The sequence below is a fragment of the Pantoea sp. GL120224-02 genome, assembly GCF_900215395.1.
In the GTDB taxonomy this organism is placed as follows: domain Bacteria; phylum Pseudomonadota; class Gammaproteobacteria; order Enterobacterales; family Enterobacteriaceae; genus Pantoea; species Pantoea communis.
On the sequence record NZ_OBEC01000001.1, the window covers coordinates 282,211 to 297,458 of the forward strand.

Consider the following 15,248-nt stretch of genomic DNA (forward strand, 5'->3'; position numbering starts at 1 on the left):
AGTTTTTAAAAATATACACCCTTGTTTAAAAAGGGAGCTGTGCTCCCTTTTCATTAAACCCCCAACCGATCCCTTAACGCATACCACACTGCGCCCATTGCCGTCAGTGGCACTTTAAACCGTCTCCCTCCTGGAAACGGCAAATGTGGCAATTTCGCAAACGCATCAAACCTTTCTGCCTGTCCGCGCAGCACCTCGGCAATCAGCCTTCCCGACAAGTGGGTACAGGTCACACCATGTCCGCTATCCCCCTGCATAAAGAACGCATTCTTCTCGATTTGCCCAAACTGCGGCATACGTGACAGCGTCAGCAGGAAGTTACCGCTCCAGCGATGGCTGAATTTCACATCTTTCAGTTGAGGGAAAGTGCGTAACAACTTAGGGCGGATCAATGCTTCAATATCATCCGGCTCGCGGGCGCCATACACCACACCGCCGCCGTACAGCAGGCGGTTATCGGCGGTGAGGCGGAAGTAATCCAGCAGATAATTACAATCTTCGACGCAGTGATTGTTCGGCAATAAACCCAACGCCTGGTCGCGGCTTAATGGCTCGGTGGTGAGGATTTGCGAGCCACACGGCATGCTTTTACGGCTCAGGCGCGGTTCCAGTTGTGAGGGGAGATAAGCATTACCGGCAAAAATCACAAAGGTGGCAGTGACTTCACCTTTAGCGGTCTTTACCCGATGCGGCTCGCCATACTTTACTTCCAGTGCCGCAGATTGTTCATAGATGCGCCCACCGTGACGGCGAATCGCTTCCGCTTCACCCAGTGCCAGGTTTAACGGATGCAGATGCCCGCCGCGCTTATCCAGCAAGCCGCCGACATAGCGATCGGTCGCCACTTCGCGACGAATCGCGCGCTCATCCAGCAGCTCCAGATTATGGTTACCATAGCGCTCCCAGTTGGCTTTTTGGCTGCGCAAGTGGCCCATCTGACGCTGATTCAACGCGGCAAAAATGCCGCCAGGACGGTAATCACAGGCGATAGCATAACGGTCGATGCGATCGCGAATAATCTCCGCGCCCTCAAACATCATATTGCCCAGCATCTTCGCCACGTCTTTGCCGTAGCGTTGTTCAATTACATCCACATCGCGGCTGTAAGAATTCACTACCTGGCCCCCGTTACGACCGCTGGCTCCGAAACCAATCTTTGCCGCTTCGAGTAGCACCACGTCATAACCGGCTTCGGTCAAAAACAGCGCCGAGGAGAGGCCGGTAAATCCGCCGCCAATAATACAGACATCACACTGCACCGATTCCTGCAGTTCGGGCCACGGCTCATGCGCATTCGCGGTTGCGGCGTAATAACTTCCCACATGTTGCATCACATCCTCCTTTAGCGCGTGAACTCAGAAATTCGCTGGCGTGTGCGCACTGACAATGCGACACGGCAACTCAGACGTATTGGTAAAACTGTGCGGCAAGCCGGTATCAATCACATAGCTCTCGCCACAATAAAGGTGATAACTCTGGCCGTTGACCACCAGGGTGATTTCCCCTTCCAGCACTGTGCCGGTCTCTTCACCGGGATGACGCAGTTTCTCTCCGGTGCTGGAACCCGGTTCGTAACATTCGATAAGCATCGCCAGCGCACGTTTTTCAGCGCCGTTCTCCACCAAACGCAACGACACGCCGAGGCTGCCGATCTCAACGCACTCTTCCGGACGTACGATCACGCGCGGCGTGCTGTTTACCTTTGGCTCCGAGAAAAACTCTGACAACGACAAGCCGTACACCTTCAGCAATTTCTGCAAGGTACTCAGCGCTGGGCTGACTTTGTCCTGCTCAATGGTGCTGATAGCACTGTGTGTGAGTCCTGACAACTCAGCGACGCGACGCTGAGACAATCCCATCTCCTGCCGGATTTGCGATAAACGTCGTCCGGGCGCCAGAGTGGCATCATTCATGGCTGTATTTCCTTGTGATAACAGAGAGCCGCGTGGATAAAAGCCGCAAACAGGCGTTGCGAAACCGGGTCGTCATCGGAGTGCCACTCCGGATGCCACTGCACCGCAAGTGCAAACGGATGCTGGCGCAAACTCACCGCTTCAATCAGCCCATCAGGCGCACGCGCTTCAATGCGCAGCTGCGGGCCGGGTTCGCGGATGCCTTGTCCATGTAGAGAGTTCACGGCAAAGGATTGAGCGCTGCCAAGCACCTGGCTCAACAAACCTTCCGCTTCAGGCTGAACCTCATGCACCGGCGCGTATTGCTGTTCGAGCGGCAGCGCATCATCTTCACGATGCTCCTGAAACAGATGCGTCATATGCAGCTGGCGATACAGGGAACCCCCGTTGGCCACCACCAACTCCTGCAAGCCACGGCAAATACCGAAAATCGGCATCTTTTTGCCAATCGCATGAGTGATGATGCCGAAGGCGAGGCGGTCACGCGCCGGATCGGCATGCTCCTCTTTACCTTCTTCACCGTAATGCCAGGGTTCGATATTACTCGGGCTGCCGGTAAGCAAAATGCCGTCCAGCAGCGTCATACTGTTTTCTAATAGATGAGGGGCATGCATCAGTTGATGCGGCAAAGGCAAGGGAACACCACCGGCAAGCACGATGGCATCGAGATACTTATTGTGAACCGTTTGCCCGAGATGGCTGCCGATGTGGTTCTGACACATCACTACGCCAATCAAGGGTTTGTCAAAAATAATGCCCATAACGTCTCCGCGTTGCTGTTCAATATTTTCACCGTTTTTGCGCATCCGGCCTGAAAAGTGTGCAATATATTGTCAATCTAGCAACCGGTTGTTCGTTCTTTCAACAGAATTGTTACATTTGCACACTTTTTGCGTTAGCGCTATGTTAGAGGAGTGGCTGTTATTTTGAGCATTGCGCGAACCAATATTAAACGGTAAAGGGCGGGTGGGAACATGACGAACCTCGTAGAAGTAGAAGACTTCACGCGGCACAGTGAAGAGAAACGAACAAGCGCGTTCCAGCTGGAGGTTAAATCCTGGCTGGAACGCCATCCTGAAACGCAGTATGTCGATATTCTTCTTAATGATTTAAATGGGGTCTTTCGCGGTAAGCGCATTCCCATCTCTGCATTGGCAAAACTGGAAAAAGGGTGTTACTTCCCGGCCTCGGTTTTCGCCATGGATATCCTCGGAAATACTGTCGAAGAAGCCGGACTCGGACAGTCACTGGGCGAACCCGACAACCTCTGTATCCCGGTTCCCGGAACTTTAATTCCTTCTGCCGCCGATCCTGAATGCATCGCGCAATTGCTGCTGACAATGTGTAACCAAGATGGCACTCCCTTTGACGTTGAACCCCGCAATGTCCTCAATCGGCTGTGGCAGCAACTGCGCAATCGAGGGCTATTCCCGGTGGTAGCGGTAGAGCTGGAGTTCTATCTGGTCGATAAAAAGCGTGATGCGGAAGGGTACATCCAGCCACCCTGTGCGCCGGGTAGTGACGAACGTAATATCCAGAGTCAGGTTTATTCAGTCGATAATCTCGACCATTTCGCTGATGTTCTGCGGGATATCGACGATATTGCCAAACAGCAGGGCATTCCCGCTGATGGTGCGCTGGCGGAAGCCTCGCCGGGCCAGTTTGAAATCAACCTGCACCATACCCGTGATGTATTGAAAGCCTGCGACCATGCGATTTTGCTCAAACGCCTGGTGCGTCAGGTGGCCGAAAACCACGGTATGACTGCGACCTTTATGGCGAAACCTTATGAAGAGTACGCGGGTAGCGGGATGCATGTGCATATCAGCATGCTGGATGCCGCCGATCATAATGCCTTTTCACTCGACGACGGCAGCGATTCACCGCTGTTGAAACGCGCGCTGGCCGGGATGATCGATTTGATGCCGGCTTCAATGGCACTTCTGGCACCGAACGTTAATGCCTATCGCCGCTTCTTACCGGAAGCCTACGTGCCGTTACAGGCCTCCTGGGGGCACAATAACCGAACTGTTGCTTTACGTATTCCCTGCGGCGATGTGGATAACCATCGCGTGGAGTATCGTGTGGCCGGTGCGGATGCAAATCCTTACCTGGTCGTGTCAACAATTCTTGCCGGTATTTTGCACGGTCTGGATAATCAGCTACCCTTACCGCATGCGGTGCAGGGCAATGGACATGAGGCAGAAGGGCTGCCATTGCCGGTGCGACAGAGCGATGCGCTGTACGAATTCGAGAATAGCTATCCTCTGCAAAAACTGCTCGGCGAGCATTTCAGCGGCGTGTGGCATAGCTGCAAACAGAACGAGTTAATGCAGTTTGAACGGCTTATCACCGCCACGGAGATTGACTGGATGCTGAAGAACGCCTGACTCGCAGAAGAATTTCGCTAACGTCTTGTGCCGATGGCATAAGTTGGGGCAGAATACGCTCCCTGGAAAATACGAAACATAACCGACGCTTATCACGTCGGTTATTTTTTTGCAGATTGCAGTACACACACACATTACCGAGGCCGGACACGCATCCGGATAGATAGATACTGACAACACGCTTGGGCGTGAGATTTGAGGAAAACAAAGATGGGGCTGTTTACAATTGCACCAGCGCAAGCTGGTTCTCGCTTTCGTGATGATTACGGCGCGGCGACAATCGCAAACACTAATATCACTTCTCACTGCAGCACTTTGCGCAGTATCCCGCAGATCACCTCTGTTGGGGGCCTGAACAATGTCGCTTAACACCGCCGCACCACAGCGTGCACACCTGAAAAAATCCCTGACCTTGATCCCGGTTGTCATGATGGGCCTGGCGTATATGCAGCCAATGACCCTGTTTGATACTTTCGGTATCGTCTCTGGATTGACCGACGGCCACGTCGCCACCGCTTATGCTTTCGCGCTGATCGCGATACTGTTTACTGCCGTGAGCTACGGCAAGCTGGTACGCCGCTTCCCATCTGCGGGCTCCGCTTACACCTATGCTCAGAAGGCTATCAGTCCGCACGTCGGCTTTATGGTGGGCTGGTCATCACTGCTGGACTATTTGTTCATGCCGATGATCAACATCCTGCTGGCGAAAAGCTACTTTGAGACGCTGGTGCCGGGCATTCCGTCGTGGATTTTCGTGGTGTTGCTGGTGGCCTTTATGACCATCTCTAACCTCCGTGGTATCAAAACCGTTGCCAACTTCAACAGCGTGATCGTCGTGCTGCAGGTTGTGGTGATGGTGGTGATTACTGGTATGGTGGTTTACGGTGTGGCGCACGGTGTTGGCGCAGGAACATTGACCAGCAGCAAGCCTTTCTGGTCTGAGAATGCCCATGTGGTGCCGATGATTACCGGTGCAACCATACTTTGCTTCTCGTTCCTCGGCTTTGATGGCATCAGTTCGCTGTCAGAAGAGACTAAAGATGCAGAACGTACTATCCCGCGCGCGATTTTCCTGACCGCGCTGATTGGTGGTGTGATCTTTATCGGTGTGTCTTACTTCCTGCAGTTGTACTTCCCGGACATCTCGCGTTTCCAGAATCCGGACTCTTCACAGCCTGAAATCATGCTGTTCGTGGCAGGTAAAGCCTTGCAGATCGGCATCCTGATTTTCTCTGTGGTTACCGTACTGGCTTCCGGTATGGCGGCACACGCTGGCGTTTCCCGTCTGATGTATGTGATGGGCCGTGATGGCGTGTTCCCGCAGCGTTTCTTTGGCTTCGTGCATCCGAAATACCGCACGCCGTCGCTGAACGTGCTGTTGGTGGGCGCTGTGGCACTGCTGGCGATTAACTTCGACCTGGTGACCGCCACTGCGCTGATCAACTTCGGTGCGCTGGTGGCATTCACCTTCGTCAACCTGTCAGTGATTGCGCAGTTCTGGATCCGTGAAAAGCGTAACAAGACGCTGAAAGATCACCTCAACTATCTGGTGCTGCCAGTGATGGGTGCTTTGACAGTGGGTGCACTGTGGATCAACCTGGAAGAGACCTCGATGGTGCTCGGCCTGGTGTGGGCAGCGGTCGGTATTATTTACCTGGCGTTTGTTACTCGCACCTTCCGCAATCCGGTTCCGCAGTTCAGCGAAGAAGTGTAATTTTCGTTGCGCATTATGCGCAGCGGATAAAGACTTCGTGTCGTATGCAAAAGGTCGCCATATTGGCGACCTTTTGCTTTTAGACCAGCAAACTTAACCCGCCAGCACCAACTCCCAACCCCCCGCACTCAACGTCTCGCGTCCCGCTTTACTTAATTCGGTATCGGTTACGAGGGTATCGAAGCGCTCCAGCGGTAATGCCAGATGGGTGGCAATCTTGTTGTATTTCGAGCTGTCGCTCAGCAGTACGCGCTTACTGCTGACATCGCTGGCCGCCAGCTTGACCGGCACCTTATCTTCATCGGGTGTAAACAAGCCGCGCGGCCCCCAGCAGGATGCGGAGATAAACGCGATATCAATCGCCAGCATGCGCAGACTTCTCGCCGCTGATTCGCCGACGCTGGAGCGATTCTCGCGACATACGGTGCCGCCAGTGTGAATCAGCTTGCAGCCGCTGCTCTCCATCAATAGCCGGGCAATCACGAAATCATTGGTCACCACCAACAAATCGTCACGCTCGACCAGTTCGCGAGCCAGCGCCAGCGTGGTGGTGCCTGCGTCGAGATAAATACAGCTGTTGCGCGGAATATGGCGCGCGGCAAACTGACCAATCGCCATCTTTTCACTGCTGTACATGCTGGTTTTCGCCAGATGTGATGGCTCAGCAGCCAGACGATCCGCCGAGCGCACGCCGCCCGATACCGACAGCACGGCACCTTGCTCCTCCAGCTTTTGCACATCACGACGTATCGTCATGTGTGATACGCCTAAACGCTCGGTCAGCTCGGCAATGCTCACCACGCCGCGTTCGGCAACCAGCGCTAAAATTTGTTGATGACGTTCTACCGGAATCACATCGCTCTCCCTGAATTACCAATTTTTCACATTGTAAGGCATCAATTCACAGCCTGCAGCACAATTTATCCCAGGCAAATGTTAGCAAATATCCCTCCAGAACTGGGGTTCCCGTAGGGATTCAGAGGTGTGAATCGATGTTATAAGCTGTGCGTGTAAGTTAATTTTTGTGATTTACCGCACGTTTCTCCGCCAGTAACTGCGGCAGAATTAACAGCATTGAACAAAATATCACTTAAATTAACAACGGAGGTGTGCTGTGTCAGCAACCGTGAATAACATTGGCGTCATTGGTTTGGGTTCCATGGGCATGGGCGCAGCGCAGTCCTGTATTCGCGCTGGATTGAACACCTGGGGCGTTGATTTAAATCCACAGGCGCTGGAAACCCTGCGTCAGGCCGGCGCGCGTGATGCGCAAACTTCCGCTGCCAGCTTCGCGCAAGAGTTAGATGCCGTACTGCTGCTGGTGGTTAACGCGGCGCAGGTGAAAGCGATTCTGTTTGGCGAAACCGGTCTGGCGGCACAACTCAAGCCGGGCACCGTGGTAATGGTCTCTTCAACCATTTCTTCACAGGATGCACAGGCGATTGAACAGCAACTGGCACAACATCAACTGCTGATGCTGGATGCGCCAGTATCGGGCGGTGCAGCTAAAGCCGCGGTCGGCGAGATGACCGTGATGGCGTCTGGCAGCGATGAAGCCTTTGCGCTACTGAAGCCAGTTCTGGATGCGGTTGCCGCCAAAGTGTATCGCGTGGGCAGCGAAATCGGCCTGGGTTCAACCGTTAAAATTATTCACCAGCTGTTGGCGGGCGTACATATTGCAGTGGGTGCTGAAGCGATGGCGCTGGCTGCGCGCGCAGGCATTCCACTCGACACCATGTACGACGTGGTCACCAACGCCGCGGGTAACTCGTGGATGTTTGAGAACCGCATGCGTCATGTGGTGGACGGCGACTACTCACCGAAATCCGCAGTCGATATCTTTGTGAAAGATCTCAGCCTGGTGGCCGATACCGCGAAATCATTGCATTTCCCACTGCCGCTGGCGTCTACCGCCCTCAACATGTTTACCGAAGCGAGTAATGCTGGCTACGGCCGCGAAGATGACAGCGCAGTCATCAAGATTTTCAGCGGCATCACGCTGCCCGAGTCAAAGGAGAAGTAACCATGCGTTTAGGCGTGATTGCAGACGACTTTACCGGTGCAACGGATATTGCCAGCTTCCTGGTACAGAACGGTCTGCCTACCATTCAGTTCAACGGCGTGCCGCAAGGTCATGACGATGTGAGCGCGCAGGCGATTGTCATCAGCCTGAAGTCACGCTCTTGCCCGGCACAGCAGGCAATCGACCAGTCTCTGGCAGCGCTGGCCTGGCTGCAACAGCAGGGTTGCGATCGTTTTTACTTCAAATATTGCTCGACCTTCGACAGCACCGAACACGGCAACATCGGTCCCGTCACCGATGCACTGCTGGCCGCACTGGGCGAGACGCAAACGGTGATCTCACCCTCGCTGCCGGTAAACGGTCGTACCGTGTATCAAGGCTATCTGTTTGTTGCCGACCAGCTGCTGTCTGAATCGGGCATGCGTCATCATCCGGTGACACCAATGACCGACAGCAATCTGGTGCGTCTGATGACGCGTCAGGCGAAAGGGCAGGCGGCGGTGATCAATGCTGCTCAGCTGGACAAAGGCGCGGAAGCGGTTCGTAAACAGCTGGGCGAGCTGAAAGCGCAGGGCATCAACTACGTGGTGCTGGATGCGCTCAACGAGCAGCATCTGCTAACCCAGGGCGAAGCGCTGAAAGAAACCGTGCTGGTGACCGGCGGTTCCGGCCTGGCAATCGGTATCGCGCGCGCCTGGGCCACTCAGCAGCAAAACAGCGATGCCGAGCAGGCCGGACGTCCACAGGGCGAACGTGCGGTGGTGATCTCGGGCTCTTGTTCGCAGATGACCAATCGTCAGGTTCAGGCCTATCGCCAGCAGGCGCCATCACATGAAGTGCTGGTGGAGCGCTGCCTCGACGATGCTGAAGGCTACGCGCAGGAACTGTGCGATTGGATTGCCGCGAATAACCAGCAGCCTCTGGCACCTTTGCTCTTTGCCACTGCCGATGCTCAGCAACTGCAGGCAATCCAGCAGCAATATGGCGCAGCACGCAGCAGCGAAGCGGTTGAGCACTTGTTTGCCGCCGTCACCCGTGAGCTGAAATCACGGGGCTGGCAGCGCTTTATCGTCGCCGGGGGCGAAACCTCTGGCGTGGTGGCACAAAGCCTGGGCGTAACGGCCTTCCACATCGGCCCGATGATCTCCCCTGGCGTGCCGTGGGTGCGTGACATCCAGCAGCCGCTGTCGCTGGCCCTGAAGTCAGGCAACTTTGGCGACGAACAATTCTTTGCCCGCGCACAAACGGAGTTTTCAGCATGACCGAACAACAAGCACGTGAAGAGATGGTGCAACTGGGCGCCTCCTTTTTCCAGCGCGGTTACGCCACCGGTTCAGCCGGCAACCTTTCACTGTTGCTGGAAGATGGCAATCTGCTGGCGACACCTACCGGCTCTTGCCTCGGCGAACTGCAGGCCGACCGCCTGTCAAAAGTGACGATGCAGGGCGAGTGGATTTCGGGTGACAAGCCTTCTAAGGAAGTGGCGTTTCACCGCGCGCTCTATCTAAACAATCCCGCCTGTAAAGCGGTGGTGCATCTGCACAGTCACTATCTGACGGCGCTTTCGTGCCTCAACGATCTCGACAGCGAAAACTGCATTCGCCCGTTCACGCCCTATGTGGTGATGCGCGTGGGCGATGTGCCGGTCGTACCTTATTACAAACCGGGTGATGACCGCCTGGCTGAAGATCTTGCGCAGCTCGCGCCACGTTACAACGCTTTCCTGCTGGCCAATCATGGCCCGGTAGTGGTGGGTAAATCGCTGCGTGAAGCCGCGAATAACACTGAAGAACTGGAAGAGACCGCGCGTCTGATGTTCACGCTCGGCGACCGATCTATTCGTTATCTGACTGATGGCGAAGTGGCGGAATTGAGGAATTACTGATGCCTAAGTTTGCAGCCAATTTATCCACGCAGTTTGGCGAAGTGCCGTTTATTGAACGCTTTGCCGCAGCGGCCAACGCCGGTTTCCGTGCCGTTGAGTTTCTGTTCCCGTATGACTATCCGGCCGAGGTGATCAAAGCCGAGCTGGAGAAACATCAGCTGGAGTTGGTGCTGTTCAACACCGCAGCCGGAAACGTGCAGGTCGGGGAGTGGGGCGTCTCCGCAATTCCTGGTCGTGAAGAAGAGGCGCGTGCCGACATCGATCGTGCGCTGGAATATGCCTTAGCACTGGGCTGCCCTCAAGTGCATGTGATGGCGGCAACGGTGCCAAACGGTGCCGATAAGGCGGCGTATGAAGAAACGTTCGTCCGTAATATGCATTACGCATCCGAGTGCTTTGCACCACACGGCATCCGCTTGTTACTGGAGGCACTCAATCCGATGACGAAGCCGAACTACCTCTACTCCAGCCAGTATCAAACGCTGGCGATGATGGAACGTATCGATCGTCCGAACGTGTTCACGCAGTTGGATCTGTTCCATGCGCAGTTAGTCGACGGCAACCTCAGCCATCTGATTCGCGAGTACGCTGGGCGTTATCGCCATATTCAGATCGCCTCTGCGCCGCATCGTCACGAACCAGACGAAGGCGAAATCAACTATCCGTACCTGTTCAGCCTGCTGGATGAAGTCGGCTATGACGGCTGGGTCGGCTGCGAGTATTTCCCACGCGGTCGCACCGAAGCGGGCCTCGGTTGGTTCGCGCCTTACGCGAAATAGCTTTTGTTGTACCGCCCAGCACAGTGCGTTGCGCCCTGTGCGGGTGAAGTCTTACCTGAATTCATAAAACATTAAAAATATACCCAAGTACCCCCTAAATAATTCGAGCTGCAGGAAGGCGGCAAGTGGGTGAGTCCCCAGGAGCTTACATCAGTAAGTGACTGGGGCGAATCCACGTAGCCAACGCACCTGCAGCTTGAAGTATGACGGGGGGAATAGAATTAGAGGTTTATCATGTCAACCGCGTTGCTGTTAGCTATCGCTACTGCCAGCATTGTCATACTGCTGCTGTTGGTGATTAAAGCCAAAGTCCATCCGTTTGTTGCTTTACTGATTGTCAGTTTGATCGTCGCCATCAGTACCGGTATTCCGGCTGATAAGATCATGGAAACCATCTTTAGCGGCATGGGCAACCTGCTGGGTCATATCACTATTATCATCGTGTTGGGGGCGATGCTTGGTGCAGTGATTGAAGCCTCGGGCGGTGCCGAATCGCTGGCGCAGCGCTTCAGTAAATCGCTCGGTATCAAGCGTACCGTCGCAGCCTTAACCATGGCGGCGTTTATCCTCGGTATTCCGGTGTTCTTTGAAGTCGGCTTTATCATTGTGATCCCGCTGATTTACGGCTTTACCAAAGTGGCGCGTGTCTCGCCGCTGAAGTTTGGTTTGCCGATGGCGGGCGTGATGTTGACCGTGCATGTCGCGTTGCCGACACACCCAGGCGCAGCAGCCGCCGCCGGTATTCTGCATACCGATATGGGCTGGTTAATGATGCTTGGCATCCTGATTTCGATCCCTGTGGGTATCGTCGGTTACTACGTGGCAAAAGTGATGAACCTGCGTCAATACCACCTCTCAGTGGATGTACTTGAGCAGTTGCAGCTGGCGAAACCTGAAGGCACGCCAAAAAGCGAAGTGCCACCACCGGGTGCGATGACGATTGCCGGTCTGATTGTGGTGCCGATTGTGTTGATCGTGTTAGGTACGCTGGCGCACACCATGCTGGCGGAAGGTAGCATTCTGCGTGACGTGATGACGGTGATTGGTAACCCGCCAATTGCCCTGCTGATTGCGCTGGCACTGGCGGCATGGCTGCTGGGCGTGCGTCGCGGCTGGAGTAAAGAGAAGCTGGAAGATCTGACCGGTCGCGCAATTCCTGGCTCTGCAAGTGTGATTCTGGTGGCGGGTGCGGGCGGTGCGTTTGGTAAAGTGCTGGTGGAATCCGGTGTCGGTAAAGCCCTGGCGGTGACGCTGGAAACCCTGCATCTGCCGCTGGTGCCCGCTGCTTTTATCTTGTCACTGGCATTGCGTGCGTCTCAGGGATCGGCCACGGTGGCGATTCTCACCACCAGCGGTTTGTTGAGTCAGGCGGTGGGCGATGTGACCGATATGCAACGTGTGCTGGTCACATTGGCGGCGTGCTTCGGTGGCCTGGGCTTGTCCCACGTTAACGATGCCGGCTTCTGGGTGGTAACACGTTATTTGGGGCTATCCGTCGCCGATGGCCTGAAAACCTGGACGGTGCTGACTACGCTGATGGGGTTAAGTGGTTTTGCGCTGACCTGGCTGGTGTGGGGGATGATTTAAGGTTCACAGCGGTCGCCATTAAGGCGACCCTTAAGTGACAACGGGTATGGCGCACATTTATGTGCGCCTGCATCTGAAATGCATTTCAAACGAACATCAATCTGATACACATCTGTGCACACATGGTTGCGATATGCCGCGATCACGCGCGTGAGCGATTAAGACACCAACTCCTGCGCATACAAATACAGCGCTTTCAGCTGTGCCATCTTCTCCGCGTTATCCTCATGCAAACTCGCTAACGACTCCAGCTCTAAGAGGAACGCCTGCACGCGATCGGCATTCAGCGCTTCACGGCGATGCTGCAACCAGCGCTGCTGCTCTTGATCATCCAGCGTGCCGGGGAAGTTACGCGCACGATAGCGGAATAGCAGCTTCGCAATACGTTTATCGTCGAAGGTCAAATCCAACGCCGGTAAATTCTGCGGCGGCGTCTGACGCACGATGTTCATCGCTGCGCGATCGGCATCACTGAAGAAGCCGTCATACAGCTGTGCGTCAACGTCATCCGATGGCTTAAACGGCTCGGCTTCCGCAAACAGCGTCACCGCTTTCTCACGCACTTCGGCATGCTGACGCAGCAGCGCCAGGTTCGCCAGACAGCGTTCACGATCGATATTCAGGCGTGCAGCATCTTCGGGACGTAAGGTATTCGCTGGGGCTAACACCGGGCATTTATTAATATGCACCAGCTTAATCGGTACCGCCGCGCGACCATCCAACTCACTCTGTTTGGTGTACAACCGCTCGCGCAGTTCATCCGCATTCAGCTCCAGCAGTGGCTGCATATCGCCCGCCAGATCCACCACAATCAGCGCATTACGATTATCCGGATGCCATGCCAGCGGAACGACCCAACTGGTGTTGCCACGTGCCGCACCGAACATGCCGGAGACGTGCACCAGCGGCTTCATCTGCGGAATATCAATCAGGTTCATCAGTTTCTGCTTGTTGCGATGGGTAAACAGAAACTCAAACAGCTTCGGCTGCTTCTCTTTCACCAGTTTCGCCATCGCCAGCGTGGCATACACATCCGACATCGCATCGTGCGCCTGTTCGTGTGCCACGCCGTTGGCTTTGGTGAGATGTTCCAGCTTGAAGCTGGGGAAGCCGTCATCATTTTCCGGCCATTCAATACCTTCCGGGCGCAGGGCGTAACAGGCGCGCATCACATCCAGCAGATCCCAACGTGAGTTGCCGTTCTGCCAGCTCCAGCCGTAGGGATCGAAGAAATTGCGATAGAAGATATTGCGCGTCACTTCATCATCGAAGCGCACATTGTTGTAACCGATCACACAGGTTTGTGGCTCGGTAAACAGCCCATGAATGCGTTCAGCAAATGCCGTCTCTGTTACGCCGCGCGCTTTAGCCACCTGTGGCGTGATGCCGGTGATCATCACCGCTTCCGGCTGCGGCAGATAGTCATCAGCGGGCTGGCAGTAAAACACCTGCGGTTCACCTACGGCGTTGAAATCTTTATCGGTGCGCAGCCCGGCAAACTGCGCCGGACGGTCCAGTGAGGGACTTTTACCGAAGGTTTCGTAATCGTGGAACAAAAAGGTGAACTCAGAGGCGGGCACGGCAGTATCCTGGCAATAGAAAATCAACGCACAGAATAGTCGTGTGCAGCAGGCAGCACAACCTTGTTTACCGCTGCTGTGGGCAGGCGCACAGCATTTGTCCGCAGTTCATACTTTTTTTCAATTTATTCAACTATCCAGGCGCTAATTGCCGTAAAACGTGCGGCGGTAAATTCATTTTTTGATTAGAGGAAGAAGTGTTGAAAAGGCGTCTGCTGGTAACTGTATCTGGAATGATTGTTTGGGCATCACTGGCACACGCTGACGACAGCATGCCATTCCCACTGACGCCTCCGCCGATCGATGCGGCTTCGTGGGTGTTAATGGACGCCACCACGGGCCAGATCCTTACTGCCGGCAATCCCGATGAAGAGCGTAACCCGGCCAGCCTCACCAAGCTGATGACCGGCTACGTGGTGGATCGCGCGGTTGATCAGAAAAAAATCACCCGTGATGATGTGGTCACCGTGGGTAAGGATGCCTGGGCTGCAGGTAATCCGGTGTTCAAGGGCTCCTCGCTGATGTTCCTCAAGCCCGGCGACAAAGTGACGGTACGCGATCTGATGCGTGGCGTGATCATCGATTCCGGCAACGATGCCTGTGTGGCTCTGGCGGATTATGTAGCGGGCAGCCAGGACAGCTTCGTCAATATGATGAACAACTACGTACAGAAGCTCGGTCTGACGCATACCCATTTTGAAACCGTGCACGGCCTGGATGCACCCGGCCAGCACACCACCGCGCGTGATTTAGCGGTGCTGTCGCGTGCCATCATCAATGGTGAGCAGGATTTCTACGCCATGTACGCGGAGAAAACCCTGAGCTGGAACGGGATTACGCAAAATAACCGTAACGGTTTGTTATGGGATCAAAACCTTCACGTTGATGGCATGAAAACAGGCCATACTGAAACGGCAGGTTTCAACATCATTGCGTCAAACATTGTTGGTCGTCATCGTCTGATTGCGGTGATCATGGGCGGTAAGAGCTCGAAAGGGCGTGAAGAGCAGGCGCGTAAACTGCTGGTGTGGGGGCAGAACAACTTCGATACCGTGCAACTCTTCCATGCAGGTAAGAAAATCGGCACCGAAAACGTCTGGTACGGCAATCCGCACAAAGTGGATGTCGGCACCACTCAGGATATTTATCTGTCTCTGCCGCGCACCGAAGTTTCAAACGTCATGGCGAAATATGTGATTGAGCGTAAAGACCTGGAAGCACCGCTGAAAGCCGGTGAGCAGGTGGGTGAAATCCAGGTAATGGACAAAGACAAGCAGCTGGCGAGCTATCCGCTGTATGCCCTACAAGGTGTGGATAAAGCCGGCATCATCACGCGTATCAGTGACTACGTAAAACAGAAACTGTAATCCGCAGCGG

At 54.8% G+C, this 15,248-nt stretch carries 13 protein-coding genes; 8 read left to right on the forward strand and 5 right to left on the reverse strand.

Annotation, left to right across the window (positions count from 1 at the left end; all coding sequences use genetic code 11):
- Nucleotides 1-53 precede the first annotated feature (53 nt).
- From CRO33_RS01260 to puuD, 3 genes are read right to left on the reverse strand one after another with little or no spacing between them, the layout of a single operon-like run.
- Nucleotides 54-1,331, reverse strand: a complete 1,278-nt coding sequence (locus CRO33_RS01260) for an NAD(P)/FAD-dependent oxidoreductase (protein WP_097116677.1) — start codon at nucleotides 1,329-1,331, stop codon at nucleotides 54-56.
- A gap of 24 nt (nucleotides 1,332-1,355) precedes the next feature.
- Nucleotides 1,356-1,913, reverse strand: a complete 558-nt coding sequence (gene puuR, locus CRO33_RS01265; RefSeq protein WP_097116678.1) for an HTH-type transcriptional regulator PuuR — start codon at nucleotides 1,911-1,913, stop codon at nucleotides 1,356-1,358.
- Nucleotides 1,910-2,674, reverse strand: a complete 765-nt coding sequence (gene puuD / locus CRO33_RS01270) for a gamma-glutamyl-gamma-aminobutyrate hydrolase (RefSeq protein WP_058962049.1) — start codon at nucleotides 2,672-2,674, stop codon at nucleotides 1,910-1,912. Before puuD ends, puuR begins: the two co-directional genes overlap by 4 nt.
- A 213-nt stretch (nucleotides 2,675-2,887) precedes the next feature.
- Between puuD and CRO33_RS01275 the strand changes: the two genes are divergently transcribed.
- Nucleotides 2,888-4,303 (forward strand): glutamine synthetase family protein, encoded by a 1,416-nt coding sequence (locus CRO33_RS01275; protein ID WP_097116679.1) that lies wholly within the window; start codon nucleotides 2,888-2,890, stop codon nucleotides 4,301-4,303.
- A 358-nt stretch (nucleotides 4,304-4,661) separates the two neighbouring features.
- Complete coding sequence (locus CRO33_RS01280; protein WP_058962044.1) at nucleotides 4,662-6,017, forward strand: APC family permease; 1,356 nt, start codon at nucleotides 4,662-4,664, stop codon at nucleotides 6,015-6,017.
- A 93-nt stretch (nucleotides 6,018-6,110) separates the two neighbouring features.
- On the opposite strand, the gene ygbI is transcribed toward CRO33_RS01280, so the two are convergent.
- Nucleotides 6,111-6,872, reverse strand: coding sequence for a DNA-binding transcriptional repressor YgbI (gene ygbI / locus CRO33_RS01285; RefSeq protein ID WP_097116680.1), 762 nt, complete (start codon nucleotides 6,870-6,872; stop codon nucleotides 6,111-6,113).
- A gap of 259 nt (nucleotides 6,873-7,131) precedes the next feature.
- Between ygbI and ltnD the strand changes: the two genes are divergently transcribed.
- The 5 genes from ltnD (at nucleotide 7,132) to CRO33_RS01310 (ending at nucleotide 12,291) form a co-directional block, all read left to right on the forward strand.
- Nucleotides 7,132-8,040 (forward strand): L-threonate dehydrogenase, encoded by a 909-nt coding sequence (gene ltnD, locus CRO33_RS01290; RefSeq protein ID WP_097116681.1) that lies wholly within the window; start codon nucleotides 7,132-7,134, stop codon nucleotides 8,038-8,040.
- 2 nt (nucleotides 8,041-8,042) lie between these two features.
- Complete coding sequence (gene otnK, locus CRO33_RS01295; protein ID WP_097116682.1) at nucleotides 8,043-9,302, forward strand: 3-oxo-tetronate kinase; 1,260 nt, start codon at nucleotides 8,043-8,045, stop codon at nucleotides 9,300-9,302.
- Nucleotides 9,299-9,925 carry a 3-oxo-tetronate 4-phosphate decarboxylase gene (gene otnC, locus CRO33_RS01300; RefSeq protein WP_034824702.1) on the forward strand — a complete coding sequence of 209 codons (627 nt, stop codon included), beginning with the start codon at nucleotides 9,299-9,301 and terminating at the stop codon, nucleotides 9,923-9,925. The genes otnK and otnC overlap by 4 nt, the downstream gene beginning before the upstream one ends.
- A complete protein-coding gene (locus CRO33_RS01305) occupies nucleotides 9,925-10,704 on the forward strand; it encodes an HPr family phosphocarrier protein (protein ID WP_097116683.1) in 780 nt (259 codons plus the stop codon). Before otnC ends, CRO33_RS01305 begins: the two co-directional genes overlap by 1 nt.
- Nucleotides 10,705-10,938: 234 nt before the next feature.
- Nucleotides 10,939-12,291, forward strand: a complete 1,353-nt coding sequence (locus CRO33_RS01310) for a GntP family transporter (RefSeq protein ID WP_097116684.1) — start codon at nucleotides 10,939-10,941, stop codon at nucleotides 12,289-12,291.
- A gap of 158 nt (nucleotides 12,292-12,449) precedes the next feature.
- Here the strand turns inward: CRO33_RS01310 and sbcB are convergent, their stop codons facing one another.
- Nucleotides 12,450-13,871 (reverse strand): exodeoxyribonuclease I, encoded by a 1,422-nt coding sequence (gene sbcB, locus CRO33_RS01315; protein ID WP_097116685.1) that lies wholly within the window; start codon nucleotides 13,869-13,871, stop codon nucleotides 12,450-12,452.
- Between the two features lie 200 nt (nucleotides 13,872-14,071).
- Here sbcB and dacD point away from each other — a divergent pair, with 200 nt between their 5' ends.
- Nucleotides 14,072-15,238, forward strand: coding sequence for a serine-type D-Ala-D-Ala carboxypeptidase DacD (dacD, locus tag CRO33_RS01320; protein ID WP_176505712.1), 1,167 nt, complete (start codon nucleotides 14,072-14,074; stop codon nucleotides 15,236-15,238).
- Nucleotides 15,239-15,248: the final 10 nt, after the last annotated feature.